The following is a 24,389-nucleotide window of genomic DNA, read 5'->3' as shown; positions in this document are numbered from 1 at the left end:
CGTGTATATCGCCGCCGTCGGCCCGCTGGATGTACATCTTTTGCATGAGTTCGTCTGCGCGCGGAAAGGTCCAAATGGAACTGCAGCAGATCCATTTGGAGTTGTTCAAGGTATCGAGTCGTCGGTCGCCGCGGCGGGCGTTCCGCACAATGCAGACCACATCGACTTGGTCGATCGCGCAGTGAGCCGCGGCGTCCCGCGGCGGCGGAGTTGCATCGCTGTGGCGAGCAGATCGCCGCACAGGCTGCCCGTGTCGGATTCGTCGAACCGCGCCCGCCGCATGGCATAGTTCACCGGCATGTACGACTCCGAGGTTCGACAGTCCCCGGGCGTCGCGTGGCGTCGCCTGCCGATATCGTTGGCCGCCACCGCTGCGCTCGTCGCTGCGGCCACCGGGTCCGCCGCCGCCGATCCGGTGCTGCCGAGTGTGCCGTTCGGCGGGCTGGCCTACACGGTGAACGTGGAGCGGCCGGGAGTGAGTGACGGATATCTGTACTACACGGCCGGGGTGAGTGCGGCGGCGCTGGTGCCGGGCCTGGGGACGGTGGCGCGGGCACTGCCGAGCGGGAAGCCGGCGAACATCATCGCCGATCGGTCCGGCAAGGAAATCAAGCGGTACGAACCGCCTGCGGGACAGGATGTTTCGAACTTCCGTACCCAGACCTACCAAGGCCGCAAGGTGCTCACCTGGTGGCAGGGGAGCACGGTGGTCGGGCACGGTGCCGGCGTCGGGATCATCGCGGACGAGAACTTCGACGTGCGGACCACGGTCGATCCGGGTGGTGCGGGCGCGGATGTGCACGAGTTCCGGCTGACCCCGGACGGCCACGCGCTACTCACCTCGTACCCGCAGGTGGACGCCGATCTCACCGCCATCGGGGGGCCGAAGAACGGCAAGATGTTCGACTCCGTCGCGGTGGTGATGGATGTGGCCTCGGGCAAGGAATTGTTCCGCTGGAGCGCGGCCGAGCATGTGCCGCTGGCCGATTCACAGACCTCCGGCAATCTGAACAGTGACGTGTACGACCCGTACCATATGAACTCGATCAGCCTCGATCCGTCGGGCAATTTGGTTGTGTCCCTGCGCAATACGGCCGCTGTCTACGACGTTGACCCATACACCGGGGATATCCGCTGGCAGTTGGGCGGCAAGCACCCGACCCTGGCCGCCGATCCGGGCGTCGAGTTCGCCTTCCAACACGACGCCGAATTCACCGACGCCACAACCTTGCGGCTGTTCAACAACAACTCCGACGGCCAGGAATCCCGTGGTCACTCGAGCGCCGAATGGATCAACATCGACCTGGCCGCGAACCGCGCTACCCTGCTCCGCAACCAAGAACACCCGGAGGGCCTGGTCTCCTTCGCCATGGGCAACGTCGAAGCACTCCCCAACGGCAACACGCTGGTCTGCTGGGGCATGGCCCCCCACATCTCCGAATTCACCCCCACCGGCGACCTCGTCTACGACGCCACTCTCCCCTTCGGTACCTACCGCGCCTACCTCGACACCTACCCCTCCTGATCGGGTGCGGGAACCCGTGGCGGCCAGCGTTGAGTCCAAAGAGCCGGAACTCATTCCGGGACGGTGAAGGCCACAGTGATGCCGCCATCGAGCGGCACCTGTGATGAAGCCGGCATCGTCGCTGGCAAGGAATGCGATGGTTCCGGCGGCCTCGTCCAGGGTGCCGAAGCGTCCCATCCGCAGAACCGATGACCGCCAGGAACGACGCGGAGTTGATCACCGAGCCGCCCGCGGGTTTGGTGTTCAGCGGGTGAGGGATCCCGTGCGTGTGCTCTAATGGCCTTCCAACGCCTCGACCCGGCGTTTGAGCAGGCAGAATTCGTTCCCCTCCGGGTCGGCCAGCACATGCCACGATGCGGTGGTGGTCTGGCCTATGTCGACCCGGCGCGCACCGGCGGCGAGCAGCCGTTCCAGTTCGGCGTCCTGATCGCGGTCGGTGGGGTTCACGTCGAAGTGCAGCGGCAGTTTCCCGTGCTTCGGCTCGGTGCTGGGAATGAACACCAATGTGGGCTGCGGCCCGCCGAAGCCGGTTCCGGGCGGACCGATCTCCAAAGCGTCGCCCTCCCAGCCGAGCTCGACGTAGTCGAGGACTTCGCACCAGAAGTCCGCCAGCCGTTGCGGGTCGGCACAGTCGATGACGAGTTCGGTGATCCTGCAAGCCATGCACGCGACACTACGCGTGCAAGCCAGTTTCGAACGGCGGTTCGTCGGTCGCTTATCGGCACATCATCATCCCCACCTCAGCCGTTTCGGGCAGTCCGATCAGCGGCATCTGCGGACGTTGGTTGGGCGGGATGCCCGTCGCAACGGCTCTGGCGGGACTGGTCGGGCGATTCCGGCCGCCCTGGGGAGGTGTTCAAGAACCTTATTTTCTCGAACCCGACATCACCGACGATGGCGACATCATCTACGAGTGGGCGTTCTACCAGCTGCAAGACACTGATACCGGTTTCTTCGTCAACTTCACCTCCGAGGACAAGGGTCTGGCGAGCACGGTTCCCGTTCCCCGGCATCCCGTCGTTACCGAGCGAACGCTCGCTGTCCTTCATGCCCAGCCGGAGAACCTGGGATGGACTCAACCAGCTCGGGACTGGCCTGATGCGGCTGCGGAATGGCAGACCGGATGGCGCTACTTCCACGGCGACCCGGCCATCGCCACGTCGGTCGTGGCCGTCATGCGCGACGGGCTGGGCATGAACCCTGCCCGGCTTCGGTGCCGCGCCTGGGATAACAAAGGCCCCAACAGATTTCACACTCACCCGGTGACCCACGACCAGCCGACGGATCGAGGTCTGCCAGCCCGATGCACCGACTGGCACGAGTTCGCCGAACGTCTCGACTGGGTCCTGCATACCCTCCCGCGTCACTCGACGGTCGTGCTCGGTGAACACGATCGCGAGCAGGGGTGTTTCATCCAGTTCGCGCTCAGCGGATACACGTTGTTCTCCGAGGCCCGTGATCTGGACCGCGCGGGGCTCGGCACTGCAGAATTCCGTCGCCGAATGGTTGAACTGGGTTGGGGATACGACACCTCCACGATGCCTGGTATCTCGATCTGGTCGGGCCCTGAAGCGCGATCATGCTACAAACCCTGGCTACGCGATGCTCCCCGGCGGGCGGTCGATACCTTCCGGACGGTGTTCAGGCTCGACAGTCCACATGAGTTGGCCGTCCATGCCTTCTGCGATCGCGCCGAGGTCTCTATGTCCTACGTGGCCAGACAACTCGGCATCACACAGCATGTGCCCGAAACCGCAAAGCACTCGACATGACCCGTCCGCGACCGGCCAGACGATCGAGATCAGGCCACCACCCTCGACATATCCCCGCTGCTGACCGACGGAATACGGATCAGATCGTCACGACTCGGTCGAAATTGGCACCGGTCATGTCGGTGCACAGCGCGCGGCAGGGCCCGTAGCGCGCGGCGAATTCGGGCTTGCCGCGCCATGCGTCGCGCGACGCCTCGTCCGCCCATTCGGCGAACGAAACGTAATGTCCGGCCGCGGCACGGTCTCGTAGCAGATGCGCGGCCAACATCGAGGGAAATTCCTTGCGTGTCCACTGGAGGAATTCGGTCCAGCGGTCGACGAATTCTTGGTCGCATCCCGGCTTGACGTACCAGGTGCCGGATGCGTAATACTCGGCCATCACTACTCCTCAATTCGGATGAACTCGATGAGGGCGACGGTAATCGTGGGCTGTTCCCCGGCTGTTCCTCGAATTACGGTGAAGATGTGACGGTCTGCGTGGTTGGGCTGCTGGGCGGATTCACGGTCGGTGTCGATGGCCGAACCGTCCCCGATCACGAATGGCGGCGGACTCGGGCGGCCGAGTTGGTGAAGCTGCTCGCGCTGGCCGAGCGGCACCGGATGAACCGCGAGCAGCTGATCGATCAGCTGTGGCCGGATCTGGACTCGGCCGCTGGAGCGGCCAATTTGCGCAAGGCGATGCACTTCGCGCGCCGCGCGCTTGGCTCGCCCGACGCGATCGCGAGCACCAACGACATGCTCGAACTCTTCCCGGCGGGCTCGGTGATCGTCGATGCGGAGGTTTTCGAGAACGCCGCCCGACACGCCTTGGCGACCGGCGCCGGATACGACGTGGCGGACTCGTACTCCGGCGATCTCCTGCCCGAAGATCGGTACGCGTCCTGGGCCGAGGAACCCCGTGACCGGCTGCGGGGGCTGCAGTGCGATGTGCTCAGGGCCGCGCGACAGTGGGAGCGCGTGCTCGCCATTGATCCCACCGACGAACAGGCCCACCGCGGTCTGATGCGGCAGGCGCTCGATGCCGGTGATCGGGCCGCGGTCGTGCGACAGTTTTCGCTATTGCGCCGCAGGTTGCGGGCGGATCTGGGCATCGGGCCGGACCGGCACTCGATCGCGCTCTACGAAAAGGCGCTGGCGATGAGTACGGCGACGCCACCGAGCGCCTGCGAGATCACGCAGAGCCTGCTGGCCAGGGCGCTGGTCCAACTCAATTCCGGCGATTACGGCGCCTGCGAGCTGACGGCGGCGCGGGCGCGGGCCCTGGCCATCGAGTCCGGTTTGGGGCGTGAGACCGGCGAGGCCAGCGCGGTACTCGGCATTCTGGCGAATATGCGAGGCGAATGGCCGAGCCGTTTCCTCGCCGAATTCGCCGATTCGGTGGGGCGCGATCGGCAGCTGGCTGCCTACATTTTCGACGCGCAATTGTGCCTCGCGGAATTCACCCTTTTCGGTCCGGCCGGACACGAATGGATCGCCGAGTACGCCGTGAATCTTCGCTCGGCCGCCGAGCAGTCCAACTCGCTTCAGGGCCAAGCCGTCGCCGAACTGCTCCTCGGTGAAATCGCGTTGTTCTCGGCCCGATTGGACGAGGCGGTGACGCGGTTGGCGACGGCGGCGGCTCTACACAAACAGGGCGGCACCGCATCGGGCCAAGTGCTGTCGAGATTGCGGCTGGCCGAGGCGATGCTCGCGTCGGATCAGCGTCGAGCCGCCGCGCACGAGCTGGCCGACTTGCTTCCGCTCGCCGAAAGCGATTGGCTCGAACCACATCTCGTGGTGCGGACGTATACGGCCCTGGTCGAGGTGGCCGAGGGCGAGCGCGCGACGCTGCGCCAGCTCGAGCAGGCCGACCGCGCCCTGCGCAACCGGAACGTCTGCCGAACCTGCTCGGTCGGATTCCATCTGGTCGCGGCGAAGGCCCTTGCCGCCGCGGGGCAACACGATCGAGCCAGGCGCCGTCTGGCCGAAACCGAACGGCTCGTCGGAATGTGGCCGGGGGGAGCGTGGCACGCCTCCCTGTGGGAAGCGCGCGCCGTGCTGCACCAGTCCGTCGGCGACCTCGAGCGTGCGCGTTCGTTCTATTTGGAGGCCGCCGACCGCTTCGGTGAGGTCGGTCGGCCGCTCGATCGGATGCGCTGTGCGCGCAATGCAGATGCTGCGCGCTTGGCGCCGTCTGGATAGCCGGACCGATGTCGAAGAGGGGAACACTGCGGGAATGCGACCGGCCCACACCGCGCGCATCGACTGCTACGAGGCGTGGGCGGCTTCGAACACTGACAGGAGGCGGCAATGCCCCAATTCGTCGACCCCGAGCAGGCATGCGAGCAGGCGATCGAGGCCGGACTCGTCGTGCACCGGGCGCACCCACTCAATTGTGAGACACCGACTCCAGCGCTCATCGGTGGCGCTGTCGTGCCGAACGCACATTTCTACGTGCGCAACCACTTTCACATGCCCGTTTTGGATCGATCGACATACCGCCTGCGGGTCGCGGGCAAGGTCGAACGCCCGCTGAGCCTGAGTTTGCGCGATCTCCAGGCGATGCCATCGCAGACCGAGTTCGTGACATTGGAGTGCGCCGGAAATAACCGGGCCGGACTGAATCCCGCTGTGGCAGGCGAACAATGGCGCTTGGGAGCAGTCGGTAGCGCAGACTGGACCGGCGTGCCGCTGGCCGAGGTGCTGGACCGAGCCGGGATCGATGCGGGGGCCTGCGAGCTGGTATTTCGAGGGGCCGATACCGGACAGGTGGCGGGCCGGTCCGGCACGGTTGCCTTCGAGCGCAGCCTCAGCGTGTCCGCTGCGCGGGATTCGGACGTGCTGCTGGCATATGCCATGAACGGTGAGCCACTGCCCATTTGGCACGGGTATCCGGTGCGTCTGGTTGTACCCGGGTGGTATGGCGTGGCATCGGTGAAATGGCTGACCGAGATCGAGGTGATGGACAGACCTTTCACCGGGTACTTCCAGGCGGACCGCTACATCTACGAGGTGACTCGCGACGGACGGCGGGTGCGCGAACCGGTCACGCTGCAGCGGGTGCGCGCGCTTATCACCGAGCCGAGCCGAGATGCGGAAATCGCAGTCGGCGAGCTGACCGTTCGAGGCCTGGCTTGGTCGGGGGCGGCGCCGATCGACCGTGTCGAGGTCGGCGTGGACAACGGGCCGCTGCGGGTCGCCCGCCTGCTCGGCGGTCGCTGTCACTATGGATGGCAACGGTGGGAATCGGTCGCCGTGCTCGACGGGGCCGGCCCGCACACCATACGCGCGCGGGCTACCGACTCGGCCGGGCGCACGCAGCCAGCTGAGCCGGAGTGGAACCGACTCGGCTACGGCAGCAATGCAATTCAGGAAGTAAGGGTGTTCGCTGTGCCCGCGAAAACGGCATGAGTGATCCGTGCGCGCCGGCGTCCTGTATTCCGGTGCGCACGGCTCACGAGTAGGATTGTGCTGGTCAGGCGGGTTTTACTCGGTGCTGTCCCTTGGGCGATCGGACGGTGTGGATAGGGAATATTGCAGTTTGGAGGACCTATCATGTTTCGTTTTCCGCTGTTTGTTGTAGCTGTTTCCGCAGGACTTGCCGCGGCGCTGTCACCGGTGAGTGCGCAGGCTGATCCGGATGTTCCGGGTACACGGTGTGGGGAGAATATGGTTGTGAACACGCATAGTGAGTGTGTTCCCATCGGCAGCTTTTGTACCTTGTCGGACGGCATGATCATCGGGACCATCGGGCTCGATGGGCGGTGTGTCATTCCGGGGCCAGGGACGAATATGTGACGGAGAATTCCGCGGTTGACGCCTATTTCGAGGTGGGCGTGGGGATTTCGCGGGCGCGTCACCGTCCCCTGGGGTACATCGTCACTACGGTGCCGTCGGTGTTGGCTGCCAGGTATGCGCCGCCGTAGTCGTCGGTCAGGTAGACCATGACGGTCGGCTGTTCATTGTTGAAGGTCCAGGACGGATCGACGATCACGTAGCGGAGGGTGGGGGCGGGGATGCCGAGGCTTTCGTCGGCGGTGCGGAGTAGGTCGGGGAGGATGTCCCAGTTGATCGAGCTCAACTTCACGGTGGGCTTGTTCGCGAGTGGGCCACCTGCGCCCTTTCGGGTGGCTGTTCCGTCGCGGTAGACGAAGAGGTCGAAGAGGGTGGGTTTGGTTTTGACCGGGGCGCCGACGTTGGCGTAGGTCGGGTAGAACGTCGCTTCGTTGAATTCTTCGCTGCCGGAGACCTTTTCGAGTGCGGTGATGGCCTGTCGGATGCCGGTGGGGGTCAGGAGGTCGACGGGTTTGCCGTTCACGGGAGCGCCGGATGTCGGGCTTGCGGATCGGCTTGTGGCGGGGAACTCGTTGGTGGTGGGTGGATTGCTCGCAGTGGCCCGGTTGTCGGCCGAATCGGGGCGTAGTGCCACTATCGCGATAGTGGCGACGACGGCAGCGATGACAGCGGCCGCCGCGAGGCCGATGCCGACCCCACGTGAGAGTGGTTTGCGTGCAGGTGGATTCGTGGATCCATACAGTTGCGGCGGGGGAGTCGAGCCGGATGCGGTGCCGCTGGATCTGTGGGGCTTGCCGACTGAGCCGGGTGTGATAGCTGCGTTGGGTGTATTGAACGCACCTGGTGTGTTGCCCGCACCCGGCGCATCGAATACCCCTGGCGCACCGCCGAACCCGCCCGCCCCAACCGCCTGCGCAAGCATCCGATCCAGCTGCTCGGCAGTCGCCCGATGGTTCGGATCAGGCACCAACAGCGCCGTTAAAACCGCAGTCAACACCCCCGCCCGCTGCGGCGGCGGCACCTCGCCTCTGATCACAGCCGCCAGCGTGGCAACAGTCGACTCGCGGCGCAGCGGGTGAAACCCCTCCACCGCGACATACAGCAGCAGACCGAGCGACCACAGATCAGAGGCGGTGTGCCCCTCCTGACCGCTGAGTCGTTCCGGCGCAACATAATCCAGCGAGCCGACCACACTGCCCGTGGAGGTCAACCCGTTCATGCCGTTGATCGCAGCGATGCCGAAGTCGGTCAATACCGGCGAACCGTCTTCGCGCAGCAGCACATTCGCGGGCTTGATATCGCGATGCAGAACACCGACCTGGTGTGCGGCACGCAGGGCGGCGAGTATGCCGCGGCCGAGGTGCGCCACTTGGGCAGGGGGCATCGGGCCACGCGCCAGGTGGTCGGCGAGACTCTGCCCGCGAACCAGTTCCATGACGATCCACGGATGCGCCACTTCGGGTGAATCCACGATGTGGTGGATGGCAACGACATTCGGATGACCGATCCGAGCCAGCGCCCTGGCCTCCCGCAGGACTCGCTCCCGGTGCACGCCGGGCGAACTGCCCGCGTCATCCGCTTCCGCCCGCACCTCCTTGAGCGCGACCTCGCGATGCAGCGCCAGGTCATACGCGCGCCATACCGTCCCCATGCCGCCGCTGCCGAGCGGCTCGAGCAACTCGAAACGCCCGTCGACCACTGTCCGCCCGGAAATCACGGCGCAAGCCTATGTGCATTGCCGCACCAACGCGACATGCGTGTTTCACATCATCGATCGGCCGTGGCGAGGCGGTCCAATCCGGCCAAGATATTGTCGCGCAGGTTGGGCCAGGCAGGGGCGAAGGCGGCGCCGCCGGGGAGGGCGGTCACCGCCACCGCACCGCACATCGACGACACGGTGATGCGCAGCCAGTCGCGGGAACCGGTGGTGGCGGCCAGTGTGGGGGCGATTTCGGTGACGATGGAGAAGGCCAGGGTGTCGATTTGTTCGATGAGGTCGACCACGGCGTCGGCGATTTCCGGATCGGTGCGGGCGGCGGCGACGAATTCCATGAGGGCCGCGGTGAGTGGTTGGTTGGCCGCCATCCAGAGCACGTCGACGAGTAGGGCGGCGCGTTCGCGTTCGGTGTCTGCCGCGGGCGGGGCGGCGCGCAACGCGTCGACGAAGACCTCCGCGAGATGGATGGTCGCGGCCTTCACCAACTCGCCCTTGGTGGGGTAGTGGTGTTGCTGCGCGCCCTGGCTCACACCGGCGATCTCGGCGACGCCGCGGGTGGTGGTCGCGGCGTAGCCATGGGTGATCAGGCTCTGAATCGTCGCGTTCAGCAGTGCGATTCGGGTTTCTTCCCGGCGTGCCGCGCGGGTCTGCCTTGGGCCCTTCGCGGTGGTCGAGGACGGCGTCACGGTTCGACACTACCGAAGCCGGATCGCGGCCGTTTTGGTAAGTCAAACGACTTGTCAAGTCGGCCGACTTGCCTTAGCGTGAAGGCAGCGGCAGTGCCGATCAGGCGCTGCGAACGGAGGTTTGGTCAATGACGACCGATACAGCTCAGCTCCACCCGGACCAGCGGGCGTTGGTGGAGGACGTTCGATGGTTCATCGGCTCCATCATCCCCGGCCTGTTCGGCAGATTGGCCTACGACCAGGTGGCCTATCGCGAAATCGCCGCCGCCGTGGACCGCAGCGGACGATTCGCACAGAACTTCACCGATCGCGCCGTCCGTAGCCTGGCGCACGTCGACCTCATGACCTTCGGTGATTCGGCCGACGCGCAGGCCGAGATCGAACTGCTGAAGCAGCTACATCGCGACGTGCGCGGCACGGGCACAAAGGATTTCGTTGACACCAGATACAGCGCACTGAATCCCGATGCCTGGAAGTGGGTCGCGGTCAGCGGTCTCAATGTGATCTATCAGGCGTATATGCACACCGCGGGCCGTCGACTCGATGCGCCGGAGCGGGAACTCGTCTACCAGACGATCCGTGCGAGCGTCGAGCCACTGGAGTTGCCCGGCAGGGGTACCAGACTTCCGGCGACACTGGCCGAAATGACCGAGTACTACGACGACGTCGCGCGAAACAAGTTGGCGGACAATGAATTCCTGCAGTTCGCCCGGCGCAGCCTGAGTACCCTTCCGCTACCGACGCTGCTGCTACCCGCGATCGTGCGAGTGCTGGCCCAACCACTTTGGCGTGCCATGCTGCCCGTCGCGACGCGCCCGGTCCTGATCTGCTCGGCAGGCGCGGCGCATCCGAAAATGCGCGAACTACTCGGCCCGGATCTGCAGGCCCGCCACCGCCTCGAATTCGCCTTGTACACAACGGTTGCCACACTCGCCTGGCAACACCTGCCACGTCGGCTCACCCTGACGCCATTGGCCCACAACCGATTCCGATACGAAAAGATCCGCGCTCGATACAAGAGCCTATAACTGGACTCCTTCGCCGCCTCGGCCTGAACCGCGCTATTTCGCGGTGCCGACCAACCGGTCGAAGAAGGCGTGGTAGCTGCGCAGCGTCAGTCGCAGATCCTCGGTCTCGCCGTCCTCCTCGCGCGACCACAGCCGTTCCAGCGACTGCTTGCGCTCGGCCAGCGTGCTGGACAACTGCTGAACGGTCGCGGCGACCAGATCGTCGGCCTGCGTCACCGCCTCGTGCGGGTTGTCCACGAAACCGCTCTGCAACTGCCGCCATGCGGCGCGCAGGCGCTCGACATCGGCGTCGCCGAAGAGCGGCTGATCTCCGATTTCCCGCTGGCCTGCGGCTGTGCTCTTGTCAGCCGCTGTGAGCTCGTCTGCTGCTGTGGTCTCGCCCGCTGCCGTGCTTTCGCCTGCTGCTGTGGTCTGGCCCGTTGCCGTGGTCTCGCCTGCTGCTGTGGTCTCGCCTGTTGCTGTGCTTTCGCCCGCCGCCGCGCTCTGGCCCGCCGACGCTCCCTCACCCTCAGCCTCGCTGGCGGCCGACGCGGCAGCGGACTCCTGCGCCTCGGCTTCCGATATCGGCGCCGACCCATACGAGGCGGCCGAATCGGTCTCGGTTCCGGTGCGGGTTGCCTTCGGCGAAACCCCCTCCGGCACTTCGGCTTCCAGATTCCGCTCCCGGTCCTGTTCCGTGCTCATTGCTTCGCATCCTTCTTGTCCTCCGGCGCGCCGTCGAGCAGGTCCTCGAACAGCTCGCGGTACTGCACCACCGCGAATCGCATGTCCTCGGTGGATCGGGTACCGGAGCGCCGGGTCGCGATCTCGTGCGCCGCGCGATAGTGGCCCACCGTCGCGGCGTGCTCGACCGACAGATCGGCGAGCTGCTGGTCATACCCTTCGGTGGGATAGCCGCGCTCGGCCATGATGTCGGCCACCAGCTGATCGGCCTCCGTCACCGCATCCGCCGGAGCATCGACGAAGCGCTCCTGCATATGGGCCCACTCCGTGCGGTACCGCTGCTTCTGCTCCTCCGACAGCTCCCGGATATCGAATTCGGCGTGTCGGCGCTCGCGCTCGGTCAGCTCACGTTCGGCGGCCTTACGGCTTTCCATCTCTTCCATGGTCCGGTCGTATTCCGGCCCGAACTTCTTGTGCAGGCGTCGTCTCCGCAGCATCGACCAGGCCCCGATCAGCAACCCGGCCGCGACCAACACCACCACGACGACAACTATTGCCACCACTACTGCAGAAGACACCCGATCCTCCTAACCCAGATGGTCGTGTCGTCCACGTAATGCCTCGTCAGCGGCCATCCAAACCTCCATGACAGCTAGGAATTCACCTCCACCCGCCGCGGCGTGGAAGACGTCTTCTCGCTGCGAGCGTTCAGCCGGGCGCCCACGAACATCAGCGCGGCGATCGAGAGCCTGGATGAGCGAGATCGACTCCCCGAGACCGAAGGCGGGCACCAGCAACATCGCCGCGTCGCATTGTCGCTCACACCGCCAGCGGCACCGCACGCCAACGGCGCGGCTTACGAGGCCACGGTCCCTTGCGTCGCGAACCACCGGTTTGGAGTAGCGCCCTACTGCTGAACGCAAAGCAGCGATTTTGCGAACGCCGGGCTAGTTCGAACGCGCTTCGCTGACGGTCATCTGGCCGAGGTAACCGAGTGCGGCAGATTCGCGCTCTACCGAGGTCAGAACCCAACGGGTTCGAGCGTCGCACCTGTGAACGTCACGAAATCCGGTCCCTCGGTGAAGCTTTCGGAGGTCTCCTCGCCGACGTAGACGTCCAGATGCCGTGGCCCGCCGAGACCCGGCGTGAATTCGTCGCCGATCGTCCAAGTGGCGGCGCTGAATCTGCTGCACACGCTTTCGGATTCGAAATCGACGGTCCCACAACCGATGAGCCGCAACCGAGTTCCCGGTTCGAGCTCGTCCGCCGCCGCACTCTCGAACGGGTGCAGGGGCTCGCCGCGGGTATCGCGCGGCTCGGTGTCGAGCCAGAAGCCGACATCGTAGGACCAGTTGAGATATTCGCCCGCATGGTCGCCGCTGGTGATCCGCCCGGTGCCCTCCTCGCGCACCACATCGACGAAAGTCTGTGGCAGCACGCCGATTTCGATATTGGCGTCGGTGCATTCGAGGTCGCCGCAGCCGCGTACGGTTTCGGTCGGCCCGGAGTGATAGGACTCGACCGCGGTGTAATAGACCGTCACCGTCCAGCCGTTCCATTCGTCGTACTCGGTGTTCAGCCCGCAGCCGGAGGCGAGCGGCGACGCCATGAGCAGCGTTGTCGCGATCATCCCGAACCCGAACCTCACTGCAGCGATATTGCCCGACCGCCCGGGCGGCGCGCTACCCGGCACGGGGCGGACGCGGCCACGGGTTGTCTTCGATGTGCTCGATCGACTTGTTGAAGCGGGAGACGAGCTGGCTCAGCTGCGCGATATCGGCGGCATTCCAGTCGGCGACCACCGCACCGATGCCCTCGTGGCTCTGCTCTCGATCGGCGGCGACCAATTCCAGGCCCTTGGCACTGGCCTGGATCTTGCGGGCGATGCCGCCCTCCGGATCGGGGACGCGCTCGACCAGGCCCTGCTTCAACATGGCGGCGACCTGCCGGTTGATGGTGGAGATATCGAGCTGGAAGGCCTCCGACAGCTCGCGCAGGCTGAGCGGGGCGTCCATTTCCAGCCTGGTCAGGATCAGATACGCCGACCGGTCGAGCTGGAATCCGGGCCGCCGCAGCAGCGAGGCGGGGAACTGCCGGGACAGCAGGGTCAACTCGAAGACGAGGCGGGTGAGCGCGTCGTTATCCGTGGGACCTGGTTCTGGCATGGCCCACACTATGTCGGCTGAATCACGTCGATAGCAAATTGTGCACGATGCATACGATGTGTACCGTACACATTCATGACTGTTGCAGCCGACGCGTCCCCGACCGTCACCGCGGACGACGCCCGGCGCCGTCCCGCATCCGGCCTGCTCATCGCGACCCTCGGCATGGTCGGTGTCGTCGTATCGCTGATGCAGACACTGGTAATCCCGATCATTCCCACGCTGCCGACGCTGCTGGACACCTCGGCGTCCAACGCCTCCTGGGTGATCACCGCGACCCTGCTGGCCGGTGCGGTGGCGACCCCGATCAGCGGCCGACTCGGCGATATGTTCGGCAAGCGCCGGGTGCTGTTCGCCAATCTGGTGTCGCTGGTCGCCGGTTCGGTGGTGTGCGCGCTGTTCTCCTCGCTGGTGCCCGAGATCGTCGGGCGCTCGCTGCAGGGCGCGGCCGTCGGTGCCATCCCGCTCGGCATCAGCATCATGCGCGACGAATTGCCCGCCGAGAAGGTTGGTTCCGCGATGGCGATCATGAGCGCCACGCTCGGTGTCGGCGGTGCGCTCGGCCTGCCGTTGGCGGCGGCGATCGCGCAGAACGCGGACTGGCACATGCTGTTCTGGACCGCAGCCGGACTCGGCGTCGTCTGTGCCGCACTGGTTTTCGTCTTCGTGCCGGAGTCGCCGGTGCGCACACCCGCGCGCTTCGACTTCGGTGGTGCGGTGGGCCTGTCGATTGCGTTGCTGGCGTTGCTGATTCCGATCACCAAGGGTGCGGACTGGGGTTGGGCCAGTGCGAGCACGCTCGGCCTGTTCGGGCTGTCGGCGGTGGTGTTCCTCGTTTGGGGCTTCTTCGAACTGAAGCAGCGATCGCCGCTGGTCGACCTGCGGGTCTCGGCGCGCCCGCGCGTGCTGTTCACCAACTTCGCTTCCATCGCGGTCGGATTCGCCCTCTACGGCATCTCGTTGACCTTCCCGCAGTTGATGATGGCGCCGGAGCAGACCGGATACGGCTTCGGCCTGTCCATGGTCAATGCCGGATTGGCGCTGGCCCCAACGGGATTCGTGATGATTCTGCTGTCGCCGGTCTCCGCGCGGCTCTCGGCCGCCCGCGGCCCGAAGGTCACGCTGGCGCTCGGCTCGGCCGTGATCGCGATCGGCTACCTGTGCGCCGTGGTGCTGATGAACAGCGTCTGGGAACTCATGGTGGCGGCGATGATCGTCGCGGGTGGTGTCGGTCTGGCCTACGCCGCGATGCCCGCGCTGATCATGGGTGCGGTCCCGCTCACCGAAACCGCCGCGGCCAATGGCCTCAACTCGCTGATGCGCTCCATCGGCACCTCCACCTCCTCGGCGGTGATGAGCGTGGTGCTGGCGCATATGACGATGCAGCTCGGCCCGCACGTGCTCCCCTCGCGCGACGGCTTCCACACCACATTCCTGATCGCGACGGCCGCGGCCCTGGTCGCCATCGTGTTCACGCTGGCCATTCCGAAGCGCAAGGCCGCCGATGCCGCCGATAAGGCCGGGCACGCCTGATCATCGGGCGAGTGCGCCCGAACGGCCTCGGGGCCGATCCTCAACGGCGAGGATCGGTCCCGTTGTCGGTTCAGTCGATCGGCACCAGCGTGTACATCCACCACGGACGTCGCGGAAATTCGAACATGAAGACGTTCAACGTCATTCGGCGCAGTTCGCGCCGCGCCGGGTCGCGCACGTGAATCCAGGGCCTGGCGATATCGGCCGGTGCGACATCGGTGAGCCACAGCCGCTCCCACTCCGGCGCCGAGCGACAGGCGGAGATGATCTTGTCCATCCGCTCGTGCGACACCAGCCCCGGCGCCATCATCCGCAGCGCGTAGACCATCAGATGCGCTTCCTTATGCCATTCGTGCACCGCCTGTTTGGCCCGCGGATCCAGCATCGTCCACTCGAGGATATTGCCGCCGGGCTCCAGGCCCGGGAAAAGGCGCAGGTAGGCCGCGTTCGCGGCGACCAGGTCGAAGGTCGGCACGATCTGGAACCAGGCCGGCTGGGAGATGCTGTGCAACGTGCGCAGATCGGTGGGCAGCGGCACAGTTGGGATGGGGCCGAAGCTGTCCGGAAACTGGCTCGCCTGGGTGAGGCTGACGATGTGGTCGCGAAAGAACACCGGCACGTCCAGCGCGTCGAACAGCTGGCCCAGCGCTTCCGATGTCGGTGCGACCACGCCGCGCTCGAAATCCTGGATCACCGGCTGCGGTATTCCGGTCTTCGCGGCCATCGCGGGCTGCGTCAATCCGGCGGCTTCTCGACGTTCGCGCAAGTAGCGGGCGATCGATGGGCGGGTATCCGCCACAGTGGCATGCCTCCTGATTCCCATGGGATCAAGCGGTGCACCGGCTGATCTCCCCCGTTTCAGATTGGCGCCAAGCCTAACTTCGGCGCGATCGGGCTGCGGCGCCGTTCGATAACGCTACGGTGCCATTTCCACCGCCTCGGCATAACGGCGCGCGAGCGTGCGCAGATGCGCGACCAACTCCGGCGGACCGTCGACCCGGAAGTCCATCATGAGCATGCTCAGGTAGATGGCAATGGTCTCCAGGGCATCCGCACCGGTCAGCAGTACGCAGGTGTCGGCATCGACGGCCTCCACCACGCCGACGGCCGGGTTGATGCGGGCGATCACGGTTTCGGCGGGGGCCAGCACCGTGACCCGCGCATGCACCTTCCAACCAGTCGTGGCGATATGGCGCATGACGAAGGCCACCAAGTCCTCGTCGGGCAGTGACCGTGCGGCGAAGCGGCGCGAGCCCGTCGCCGCGCGCCGCACCTGGGCGACGGGAATCGCGCGCCAGGAATGGGTTTCGAGATCGTAGGCGACCAGATACCAGCGGCGCTGCCAGTTGATCAGCCGGTAGGGCTCGAATTCCTTGTCCGCGTTGGCATCCAGGCCGATCAGCACGGTGGCGCCGTCGCGGATGGCGCCCGCGAGGGTGGTGAGCACGGCGGCCGGGACCGGCGCATCCGGTTCGCGCGAACCGGTGGTCGCGGGGCCGACGGCGGTGGCGTTGCGCAGCGCGGTTACTTTGCGCTGCAAGCGTTTCGGCAAGATCTGTTCGAGTTTCGCCAGCGCCCGGGACGCGTTGTCGGTGATATCGGCGATGCCGGTGGAGCCGTCCTCGGCCAGGCCGATCGCCACGGCCACCGCGACCGCCTCATCGTCATCGAGCAGCAGCGGCGGCATGGTGCTGCCGCGGCCGAGCCGGTAGCCGCCGATCGCGCCCCGCTCGGCATGCACCGGATAGCCGAGTTCGCGCAGTCGCTGGATGTCGTTGCGCAGCGTGCGGTCGGTGATGTCCAGGCGTTCGGCCAGCTCACGGCCGGTATGCGCGCGGTCCTGCAGCAGAGACAGCAAGCGAAGGACTCGCGTCGTGGTGGCAGCCACCGTCGCCTCCCGAAATCTTTTTTGACCGAAGCCGATGTATTAGGAACGAAACTAGCCTAATGGCCGCATAGGCTTGGTGACATCAGTACGAAGCAAACAAAACAGTCCGAAAGGCTCGCCATGTTCATCACCACCGCCGCCGACGCCACCGCCACCCTGCGCCCCGTCTGGCGCGATGTCCTCGCCACCTCCTACCGCGCGCTGACCGATGTCGTCGCCGGTATCGGCGACGATCAGTGGCAGCTGCCGACCCCGTGCTCGGAATGGGATGTCACGCAGGTGATTCAGCACGCCGCGGGTGATCAGCTCGCCTTTGCCAAGGCGCTCGGCATCGGAAACGGGCCCGCGGACAACCCCTTCGCCCCGTCCGGCGACCTCGACGGCACGGCCGCCGAGTTGGTGCGCGAGGCGGTCGAGCAGGCCTCGGCGGCTTGGGCCACGGTTTCCGATGAGTCCGAGACCGTTCCGACCCCGCTGCCGCACGGCGCGCTGCCGACCCCGGTGGCCGCGGTCATGTGCGCGCTGGACGCCGCCGTGCACGCCTGGGATATCGCGATCGCCACCGGACAGGAATCCCCGTTGAACGACGAGCTCGCTGGACATCTGCTGACCGCGGCGCGCACCGCGAACCCCGCGCCGGGTGGCGGTCCGGAAGCGGAAATCGTTGAGCCGCTGCGTCAGTGGGGCGCCTATGCCGCGATCGTCGAGGGCGAGGCGAAAGGCACGGTAGAAGACGAGTTGCTGCGTTACCTGGGGCGCGACCCGCAGGCGTGATCCGGACGGGCGCCCTGGCCGCCGCGACAGATCAGAATGAGTCTGAGCGTGCACTCTCTCGCCGAATCCGGCAACTTCCGCCATATTCACGCGAAAAGTGCACGCTCAGACCCATTCCCGTCAGCGAGCAGTGACGAAACCTTCCGCAACCATCCAATCCCGTGCCACCTCGGCAGGTTCGCGGCCATCCACGTCGACTTGGCGATTCAATTCCGTGATCGCCTCGTTGGTCAGCTTCTTGGATATCGGTGCCATGATGTCGGCGACCTGCGGGTGGGCGTCGGCGAAGGACTTGCGCATCACCAGCGCCGCATTGTATTTCGGAAAGAATCCGAGGTCGTCCTTCAACAAGACGAGCCCGAGGGCCGGAATCCGGCCATCGGTGGCGGCGACCGAACCGAACCGGCACTGCTTGGCGTCGGCGGTGGCCTGGTAGACCACCGCATCCTGCACGATCTGCTTGTGCACCTTGCCGACATCGATCCCGTACTTGCGCGCCATGCCCGGATAACCATCTTGGCGCACATTGAATTCGGTGCCGACACACGTCGCGGCGGCAGCGGGATCGGTGCTGATCAGCCGGGCATAGTCGGACAGCGTGACGACGCCGGTCTCCTTCGCGGTGCCCGCGCTCATCACCAGCGCATAGGTGTTGTTCATCGGCGCCATATCCGCCCACAAGATGCCGTGTGCGGCCAGATCGGCGTCGCGGACCGCCTCGAACTGGCCGACCTCATCCGGGACCGGTTTCTCGTTGCCGAGATAGTTGATCCAGCCGGTGCCGGTGTACTCGTAGGAGATATCGATCTGACCGTGTAACTGGGCATCGCGAACACTGTTGGAGCCCTGGATATTCGTCAGATCGCGGACCTGCGCGCCCGCCGCCGACAGCGCGAACTCGATGAGGTAGCCGAGGATGTTCTGCTCGGTGAAATCCTTGGAGCCCACCGTGATCGCCACGCCGTCGAGTTCCGGTACGGGACGGATACTTCCCGGACCGACTCGCAACGGCACCGCGCTGCCGGACTGTAATCCACAGGCGCCCAAGGCGAATACGGCCGCGATGCCGAGTATCCACGCCCTCACTTCAACCCCCTCGGGCCCAGATACTCTTCGGCCAGCGCACCCAGCCAATCGACGAGCAGCGCCAGCGCGACCGCGAGGACGGCACCGACCACCAGCGTGACGTTATCGCGCAGCTTGTATCCGGTATCGATCAGAATGCCGAGACCACCCGCGCTTACCAGGAACGACAGCGTCGCGGTGCCGACGGCCAGCACGAGTGAGGTGCGCAGCCCGGCCAGAATGTAGGGAACGGCGAGCGGAAATTCGATGCGACGCAGTACGGTCAGCGCCGACATGCCCTGGCCGCGTCCGGCATCGATCACGGCGCTGTCCACCTGCTGGTAGCCCAGAATCGTATTGCGCAGCACCGGAAGCAGTGAATAGAACGCGATCGGCGCGACGCCGATCCAGAACCCGGTGGTGTGGGTGGCGAGGTAGAACAGCACGATCAGGCCGATGGCGGGCGCGGCCGCACCGATATTGGCGATACCCACGAAAAGCGGTGCCAGACGGCGGTATCCGGGCCGAGTGAGCAGCGTGCCCAGCGGTACCGCCACAGCGATAACGATCACCACGACCGTCGCGGTGATCAGCACATGCCGCCAGGTGACGGTCGCGATATTGGAGACGCTGATGCTGGCCTGCTGGGTGGCCGTGAGATCGCGCCGGAACGCCCACACCAGCACTCCCGCGGTGAGCGCGAGTACGAGCGCGGGTTGAACGAGCAGCCGAATCCGCTCGGCCCGGCGCAGTGTCGTCGGCGAGGCGGTGGCCGGTGCGGTGGTGGCCGTGGTCATGTCGGCGCGTCCGTCTCCGCGCCCGCGTGCGTGGCGCGCATGGCCGACAGATGACCGACGAGCGTATCGATCGTGATCAACCCCGCGTACTCGCCGCGGCGACCGGTGACCACCGCCGTCGCGGTCTGCTCGGCGAGCAAGGCCTCCAACGCATCCTGCAGCGTCGACTGCAACGACAGCTGCTCGCCGACCGGTGATCCGCTCTCATGCAGCGAATTCGCCTGCGCCAGTTGCTCGCTCGACACCCAGCGCAGCGGCCGTTGATGCGCGTCGAGAATCAGTGCCCATGGCCAGTCGCGTCCGGCCAGCGCGGCGCGGACGCTGTCGACCGAATCGGTCTCGACTGCCGTTGGGCAACTGCCGAGCTCGACATCGCGGACCCGGGTGAGGGTGAGCTGTTTGAGTGAGGCGTCCGCGCCGACGAAGCCGGCCACGGTCTCGTCCGCGGGATCGGCCAGGATCGCCGCCGGGGTGTCGTATTGCAGAATGCGGGATTGGTTGCCCAGCACCGCGATTCGGTCACCGAGCTTTACCGCCTCATTGAAATCGTGGGTGACGAAGACGATGGTCTTGCCCAGTTCGGATTGCAAGCGCAAGAGCTCGTCCTGCAACAGTCCGCGGGTGATCGGATCGACCGCGCCGAACGGCTCGTCCATCAACAGCACCGGCGGATCGGCCGCCAGCGCGCGGGCCACGCCGACGCGTTGCTGCTGACCGCCCGAGAGCTGCCTGGGGTAGCGATGGCGGTAGGTGTCGGGATCCAGGCCGACCAGATCGAGCATTTCATCGGTCCGCGCGGCGACCTTCTTGCGGTCCCAGCCGATCAGACCCGGCACTGTCGCAACGTTCTTCGCGACCGTCATATGCGGAAATAATCCGGCCTGCTGGATCGAATAGCCGATGCCCCTGCGCAATTGGTCCGGATCCACGCCCGTGACATCGCGACCGCCGATCGTGATGGTGCCCGACGTCGGCTCGATGAGTCGGTTGATCATCCGCATGGTGGTCGTCTTGCCGCAGCCGGACGGCCCCACGAGCACGACGATTTCGCCCGCCGGAATGGTCAGCGATACGCGGTCGACCGCCGGATCACGTTGGCCCGGATAGTTTTTGGTGACCGCGTCGAGCACGATCTCGACGCCGGAAACCGCCGATGCCATACTGTCGCCGCGGGTTTCGGTATCAGTCACGAATTCCCCTAGAGGTGGTGAGTCGGCCGACGATGACGAAGATGCCGTCGAGGATCAGCGCGAGCACCACGATCAGGATCGTGCCGACCAGCGCCTGCGGCACCGCATTCGGGCTGCCCAGTCGGGCCAGGCCGGAGAAGATCAGATTGCCCAGTCCGGGGCCCTTCGCATAGGCGGCGATGGCGAGGATGCCCATGATCATCTGGGTGCTGACGCGCATTCCGGTCAGGATCGATGGCCAGGCCAGCGGCAATTCGATGCGCGCGAGCACCCGCAGCCGGTTCATGCCGACCCCGCGCGCGGCATCGACGATGGCCGGATCCACCGAGGCCAGCCCGATAATGGTGTTGCGCAGAATCGGCAGCAGGGCATAGAGCACCAGCGCGGTGATGGTCGGTCCGACACCGAGCCCAAGGAACGGAATCAGCAGCCCGAGCAGCGCGAACGACGGCACGGTGAGGATGGCGCTGGCCAGCGCGGTCGCCACCGACGAGCCGAATGGGCTGCGATAGACCAGTACCCCGATCAGCACGGCGACGATGGTCGCGAGCAGCAATGACTGCACTACCGCCGAGACGTGCAAATACGAGTCGGTGATCAGCTGTGTGCGCCGATGCACCACGAACGTCCACAGTGTGTGCAGGGCCGTACCTCCCCGTCGCCCGGTGTCATCCGACACTATCGCGTTGTCCGCTCGATCGGACGAGAATCGGGCGGTACGGCGCCGACGGCAATGACCAACTGCCGCTACGCCTTCGACGAGACTGCCCCGCACTCAGCAGGTTGAAACCGACCATCCGGCGCGGCGCACGCTCGATCCGATCGTTCGAAAATCGATCGGCCTCGCGCACATTGTCCGGCCGGAATTTCAGGGAACCGGGAGGCATCTTCGTTCGTCCTATTGATCAAGGGCCGAGAGTCGGCGCGACCATCGGGGAGCGGGGGAGCATGTCGGAGCAGAACGTCGCGACGCGGTCGCGCTATTGGTGGCCGGTGCTCGGCGTGGTGGTGACTCTCGTCGCGGCGGGTGTCATCGGAATCCGCTGGTGGCAGGACCATTCGTCCAGCCCGGCCATCATCGGCGAGAGGTTGACGACATTTCCCGCCATCGACAGGTCGGCGCTGGATCCGACCCAGGTCCGCATCCTGACGGTGCTCGAGCGGGAATTCGACGCACAGGACGACGGCCGCAAATACGCCGAGGGGGTCGACGAGCCGTGGTGCGCTGATTTCGTCAGCTGGGTGATGCGGGAGGCGGGTGTGCCATTGGCCAACCCGAATTCCGGATCGTGGCGGATTCCGGGCGTGTACACCCTGCAGGAGTACTACCAGGGCGCGGATCGTTTCGTGCCGATCGGTTCGTTATATCCGCTACACAGCGGTGACGTGCTGTTTTACAGTGAGAAGAGCCCCTTCAGCCAGCACACGAATATCGTCCTCGCGGCCGATGGAGCAATGGTGACGACGATCGGCGGCAACGAGTTCGGCGAGGTCGCGATCCACCGCTTCCCGCTGGTGGAGGCGCCCGGGGTACTCGGGTTCGGTCGTTTGTGAATAGTGTTGTGGCTGAGCCGGTCTACCTAACGCGTGTGCACTGTCGGCGGGTCCCGCAGCAGCACTTAACATTGACTTGGCGGCGCCCGGCAGCGCCGTCGCTCGGTCCCTGTCCTGCTACCCCCTCATCAGCAGGACAGGGACCCCTGGATCGGCCCCACCCCTGGCGAAATGTGCGTCGCGTACCGTGTCGGGTGTCCGTTGAGAGGGTGAGGGTTTCGGAAACTCTGATGCTGCCGACCGAGGAAACGACCGATGATCCCGTGTGGATCGACTATGCCGATTTCGGGGAACGATTCGTCACCCACGCGGTGACGGCGGAGCGGATCGAGGCGGCGGTATCCGGGATGACCGGACGTGGCGTGACGATCGGCCCGTTCTCCATCGGACCAGTGGGTTTGGCCGGATTCGTGGCCGAGGGCAAGGTGGGCAAACCGGTCATTCTGCGCAACGGCCCGCATGTCACGTTCGAGGTCACCGTGCCGCTGTCGATGGCGGTGAAGGTCATGCTCGGCGGCCGGAAACTACGCCTGGAGGCGGTCGCCGAAATCGACCTCACACTGCATGCGCGCACCGCCGACCCGCTGCTCGTGGTCATCGATATCCCGCCGATCACCGCCCGTGATGTCAGCTTCGTACTGCGGGCCAAGACCATCGAGACCGCCTGGGAGTGGCTGCTCGACCCGATCGCCGGGGTGGTGCAGCGCGAGGTCGCCAATCGGGTGAATGCCATGCTGGCCGATCCGCAGGCGCGGCGGAGCCGAGTCTTCGATGTCGAGGCCATGATCAACGGCGTCCGCTCCGAGCACGCGACGCAGGCCGAATTCGACTGGATCGGCTACGACGAATTCGGGCACCAATTCTTTTCGCGTATCGTGACCCGCGATCGGGTCTTCGAATTCATCGAGCAGATAGCGGGCCGCCCGATCGAGATCGGACCGCTGCGCACCGGCCCGCGCAACTCCGCGACGGTGACGGTGCAGGGGAATGTTCGGCTGCCGAAGCTGGCGGATCGGTCGGACGAGCCGGTGGCCTTCGATCTGACACTGCCGGTGAGCCTGGACATCACCGTGGAAGTGCTCAAGGCCAACCGCTATCGCGCGGATGTGGAGATCCCGCTGGTGCTGACGGCGCGGGCGGCCGATCCGCTGCTGATCGTCATTGATGTGCCGCCGCCCGCACCCGATGACCTGCGGCTGGAATTCAAGGCGCACGGGATGCGGGCCGCGACGCTCGGTGCGCTAGCGGGCATCAAGAAGCAGGTCATCGCGCAGGTGGCGGACGTGGTGCGCCAGGAGCTCGCGGACAGTTCGGGCCGGACCATCGACGTGGCCGCGCGGATCGACGGCATCGCCTGAATCAGCTCATTAACCGGCTCACATTACGCGTGTGGCGAGTGTGAATCATGTTTCCGGTGGGTCTAGCGGTTCCAATGTGAATATGGTGAAATTAGTGCACGTTCGAGGCTCCCGGCGCGCGAGTGAACCTTGGGGAAGGTGCGCCGGGCACGCTACCTGTCCATGTCGGGGTTGCGCGAAGGAGTCCTGCGATGCGTTCCATATCTGTGTCTCGCCGCCAGTTGTTCGCCTATACGGCCGCGGCCGCAACCGTCGGAATCGCCGCGCCCCGGGCCGCGGCAACCGGTGTGCTCGGCACCCTCGTCGACTATGCGGGCGGTGTCCCCGCCGCGAGCGCGATCCGCGACGAAGGCCACCTCGGTGTCATCCGCTACGTCTCGGATCGACGCCCCGGCGCGGAATGGATGGCGGGTAAGCCCTTGCGGGCCAACGAGGTCGACCAGCTGCACGCCGCCGGTCTGACGATCGTGTCGAACTACCAGTTCGGCAAGGGCCCGACCGCCGACTGGCGCGGTGGTATGGAGGCGGGTAAGAAGCATGCGGCGCGCGGCCTGGAACTGCACCTCGCCGCGGGCGGCCCGGAGAACCGTCCGATCTACGCCTCCATCGATGACAATCCGACACCGGTCGATTTCGCCAGCATGATCGCGCCGTACATCCTGGGCTGGGAATCGGTGATCGGCAAGCAGAACGTCGGCATCTACGCGAACGCGCCGACCATCGACCTGGCGCGCGCCGCGGACCTGGGTTCCTGGTACTGGCAGCACAATTGGGGCACGCCGAAGGGTTTCGTACACCCCGCCGCACATCTGCACCAGATCGAAATCGACAAACGCGCCATCGATGGCATCGGCGTCGATGTCAATAACGTCCTCGCCGCCGAATACGGTCAGTGGTGAC

24 protein-coding genes are annotated in these 24,389 nt (G+C 65.7%); 10 read left to right on the top strand and 14 right to left on the bottom strand.

Going from position 1 to position 24,389, the window contains the following annotated elements:
• Positions 1-298 precede the first annotated feature (298 nt).
• Positions 299-1,525: an arylsulfotransferase family protein gene (locus tag ACHQ4I_RS14725; protein WP_420772262.1), complete on the top strand. Its 1,227-nt coding sequence runs from the start codon at positions 299-301 to the stop codon at positions 1,523-1,525.
• A 273-nt stretch (positions 1,526-1,798) separates the two neighbouring features.
• Here ACHQ4I_RS14725 and ACHQ4I_RS14720 read toward each other — a convergent pair whose 3' ends face one another.
• Positions 1,799-2,188 (bottom strand): VOC family protein, encoded by a 390-nt coding sequence (locus ACHQ4I_RS14720; protein WP_420772261.1) that lies wholly within the window; start codon positions 2,186-2,188, stop codon positions 1,799-1,801.
• 131 nt (positions 2,189-2,319) lie between these two features.
• Here ACHQ4I_RS14720 and ACHQ4I_RS14715 point away from each other — a divergent pair, with 131 nt between their 5' ends.
• Positions 2,320-3,297: a TY-Chap domain-containing protein gene (locus ACHQ4I_RS14715; protein ID WP_420772260.1), complete on the top strand. Its 978-nt coding sequence runs from the start codon at positions 2,320-2,322 to the stop codon at positions 3,295-3,297.
• Positions 3,298-3,376: 79 nt separating this feature from the next.
• On the opposite strand, the gene ACHQ4I_RS14710 is transcribed toward ACHQ4I_RS14715, so the two are convergent.
• A complete protein-coding gene (locus ACHQ4I_RS14710) occupies positions 3,377-3,676 on the bottom strand; it encodes an antibiotic biosynthesis monooxygenase family protein (RefSeq protein ID WP_420772259.1) in 300 nt (99 codons plus the stop codon).
• Between the two features lie 86 nt (positions 3,677-3,762).
• Between ACHQ4I_RS14710 and ACHQ4I_RS14705 the strand changes: the two genes are divergently transcribed.
• Positions 3,763-5,478 carry an AfsR/SARP family transcriptional regulator gene (locus ACHQ4I_RS14705; RefSeq protein ID WP_420772258.1) on the top strand — a complete coding sequence of 572 codons (1,716 nt, stop codon included), beginning with the start codon at positions 3,763-3,765 and terminating at the stop codon, positions 5,476-5,478.
• A gap of 108 nt (positions 5,479-5,586) precedes the next feature.
• Positions 5,587-6,687: a sulfite oxidase gene (locus ACHQ4I_RS14700; RefSeq protein ID WP_420772257.1), complete on the top strand. Its 1,101-nt coding sequence runs from the start codon at positions 5,587-5,589 to the stop codon at positions 6,685-6,687.
• Positions 6,688-7,132: 445 nt separating this feature from the next.
• Here the strand turns inward: ACHQ4I_RS14700 and ACHQ4I_RS14695 are convergent, their stop codons facing one another.
• Both ACHQ4I_RS14695 and ACHQ4I_RS14690 read right to left on the bottom strand, forming a co-directional pair.
• A complete protein-coding gene (locus ACHQ4I_RS14695) occupies positions 7,133-8,788 on the bottom strand; it encodes a serine/threonine-protein kinase (RefSeq protein ID WP_420772256.1) in 1,656 nt (551 codons plus the stop codon).
• Positions 8,789-8,838: 50 nt separating this feature from the next.
• Positions 8,839-9,474: a TetR/AcrR family transcriptional regulator gene (locus tag ACHQ4I_RS14690; protein ID WP_420772255.1), complete on the bottom strand. Its 636-nt coding sequence runs from the start codon at positions 9,472-9,474 to the stop codon at positions 8,839-8,841.
• Between the two features lie 128 nt (positions 9,475-9,602).
• Between ACHQ4I_RS14690 and ACHQ4I_RS14685 the strand changes: the two genes are divergently transcribed.
• Positions 9,603-10,502 (top strand): oxygenase MpaB family protein, encoded by a 900-nt coding sequence (locus tag ACHQ4I_RS14685; protein ID WP_420772254.1) that lies wholly within the window; start codon positions 9,603-9,605, stop codon positions 10,500-10,502.
• 33 nt (positions 10,503-10,535) lie between these two features.
• Here ACHQ4I_RS14685 and ACHQ4I_RS14680 read toward each other — a convergent pair whose 3' ends face one another.
• The 4 genes from ACHQ4I_RS14680 to ACHQ4I_RS14665 all read right to left on the bottom strand — a co-directional run bounded on the left by ACHQ4I_RS14680 (position 10,536) and on the right by ACHQ4I_RS14665 (position 13,330).
• Positions 10,536-11,186, bottom strand: coding sequence for a hypothetical protein (locus ACHQ4I_RS14680; RefSeq protein WP_420772253.1), 651 nt, complete (start codon positions 11,184-11,186; stop codon positions 10,536-10,538).
• Positions 11,183-11,743, bottom strand: a complete 561-nt coding sequence (locus tag ACHQ4I_RS14675) for a hypothetical protein (RefSeq protein ID WP_420772252.1) — start codon at positions 11,741-11,743, stop codon at positions 11,183-11,185. Before ACHQ4I_RS14675 ends, ACHQ4I_RS14680 begins: the two co-directional genes overlap by 4 nt.
• A gap of 443 nt (positions 11,744-12,186) precedes the next feature.
• Positions 12,187-12,813 (bottom strand): hypothetical protein, encoded by a 627-nt coding sequence (locus ACHQ4I_RS14670; RefSeq protein ID WP_420772251.1) that lies wholly within the window; start codon positions 12,811-12,813, stop codon positions 12,187-12,189.
• Between the two features lie 34 nt (positions 12,814-12,847).
• Positions 12,848-13,330: a MarR family winged helix-turn-helix transcriptional regulator gene (locus ACHQ4I_RS14665; protein ID WP_420772250.1), complete on the bottom strand. Its 483-nt coding sequence runs from the start codon at positions 13,328-13,330 to the stop codon at positions 12,848-12,850.
• 75 nt (positions 13,331-13,405) lie between these two features.
• Between ACHQ4I_RS14665 and ACHQ4I_RS14660 the strand changes: the two genes are divergently transcribed.
• Positions 13,406-14,863: an MFS transporter gene (locus ACHQ4I_RS14660; protein WP_420772249.1), complete on the top strand. Its 1,458-nt coding sequence runs from the start codon at positions 13,406-13,408 to the stop codon at positions 14,861-14,863.
• A gap of 70 nt (positions 14,864-14,933) precedes the next feature.
• Here ACHQ4I_RS14660 and ACHQ4I_RS14655 read toward each other — a convergent pair whose 3' ends face one another.
• Both ACHQ4I_RS14655 and ACHQ4I_RS14650 read right to left on the bottom strand, forming a co-directional pair.
• Complete coding sequence (locus ACHQ4I_RS14655) at positions 14,934-15,662, bottom strand: helix-turn-helix domain-containing protein (protein WP_420772248.1); 729 nt, start codon at positions 15,660-15,662, stop codon at positions 14,934-14,936.
• A gap of 117 nt (positions 15,663-15,779) precedes the next feature.
• On the bottom strand, positions 15,780-16,751 hold the full coding sequence (locus ACHQ4I_RS14650; RefSeq protein ID WP_420772247.1) for a helix-turn-helix transcriptional regulator: 972 nt from the start codon (positions 16,749-16,751) through the stop codon (positions 15,780-15,782).
• 120 nt (positions 16,752-16,871) lie between these two features.
• Between ACHQ4I_RS14650 and ACHQ4I_RS14645 the strand changes: the two genes are divergently transcribed.
• Positions 16,872-17,525, top strand: a complete 654-nt coding sequence (locus ACHQ4I_RS14645) for a TIGR03086 family metal-binding protein (protein ID WP_420772246.1) — start codon at positions 16,872-16,874, stop codon at positions 17,523-17,525.
• A 120-nt stretch (positions 17,526-17,645) separates the two neighbouring features.
• Here the strand turns inward: ACHQ4I_RS14645 and ACHQ4I_RS14640 are convergent, their stop codons facing one another.
• The 4 genes from ACHQ4I_RS14640 to ACHQ4I_RS14625 are packed head-to-tail and all read right to left on the bottom strand — an operon-like array spanning position 17,646 to position 21,220.
• Positions 17,646-18,611: a glycine betaine ABC transporter substrate-binding protein gene (locus ACHQ4I_RS14640; RefSeq protein ID WP_420772245.1), complete on the bottom strand. Its 966-nt coding sequence runs from the start codon at positions 18,609-18,611 to the stop codon at positions 17,646-17,648.
• Positions 18,608-19,387, bottom strand: coding sequence for an ABC transporter permease (locus tag ACHQ4I_RS14635; RefSeq protein WP_420772244.1), 780 nt, complete (start codon positions 19,385-19,387; stop codon positions 18,608-18,610). The genes ACHQ4I_RS14640 and ACHQ4I_RS14635 overlap by 4 nt, the downstream gene beginning before the upstream one ends.
• On the bottom strand, positions 19,384-20,547 hold the full coding sequence (locus ACHQ4I_RS14630) for an ABC transporter ATP-binding protein (RefSeq protein WP_420772701.1): 1,164 nt from the start codon (positions 20,545-20,547) through the stop codon (positions 19,384-19,386). Before ACHQ4I_RS14630 ends, ACHQ4I_RS14635 begins: the two co-directional genes overlap by 4 nt.
• A gap of 22 nt (positions 20,548-20,569) precedes the next feature.
• Positions 20,570-21,220 carry an ABC transporter permease gene (locus tag ACHQ4I_RS14625; protein ID WP_420772700.1) on the bottom strand — a complete coding sequence of 217 codons (651 nt, stop codon included), beginning with the start codon at positions 21,218-21,220 and terminating at the stop codon, positions 20,570-20,572.
• A 305-nt stretch (positions 21,221-21,525) separates the two neighbouring features.
• Here ACHQ4I_RS14625 and ACHQ4I_RS14620 point away from each other — a divergent pair, with 305 nt between their 5' ends.
• The 3 genes from ACHQ4I_RS14620 to ACHQ4I_RS14610 all read left to right on the top strand — a co-directional run bounded on the left by ACHQ4I_RS14620 (position 21,526) and on the right by ACHQ4I_RS14610 (position 24,388).
• Positions 21,526-22,131, top strand: coding sequence for a CHAP domain-containing protein (locus tag ACHQ4I_RS14620; protein WP_420772243.1), 606 nt, complete (start codon positions 21,526-21,528; stop codon positions 22,129-22,131).
• A 230-nt stretch (positions 22,132-22,361) separates the two neighbouring features.
• Positions 22,362-23,489, top strand: coding sequence for a hypothetical protein (locus ACHQ4I_RS14615; protein WP_420772242.1), 1,128 nt, complete (start codon positions 22,362-22,364; stop codon positions 23,487-23,489).
• A 191-nt stretch (positions 23,490-23,680) separates the two neighbouring features.
• Positions 23,681-24,388, top strand: coding sequence for a DUF1906 domain-containing protein (locus ACHQ4I_RS14610; RefSeq protein ID WP_420772241.1), 708 nt, complete (start codon positions 23,681-23,683; stop codon positions 24,386-24,388).
• The last annotated feature ends 1 nt before the right edge of the window (position 24,389 follow it).

It is taken from the genome of Nocardia nepalensis (assembly GCF_048910785.1).
GTDB classification, from domain to species: Bacteria; Actinomycetota; Actinomycetes; order Mycobacteriales; family Mycobacteriaceae; genus Nocardia; species Nocardia nepalensis.
This window is presented reverse-complemented; position numbering and strand designations above follow the sequence as displayed.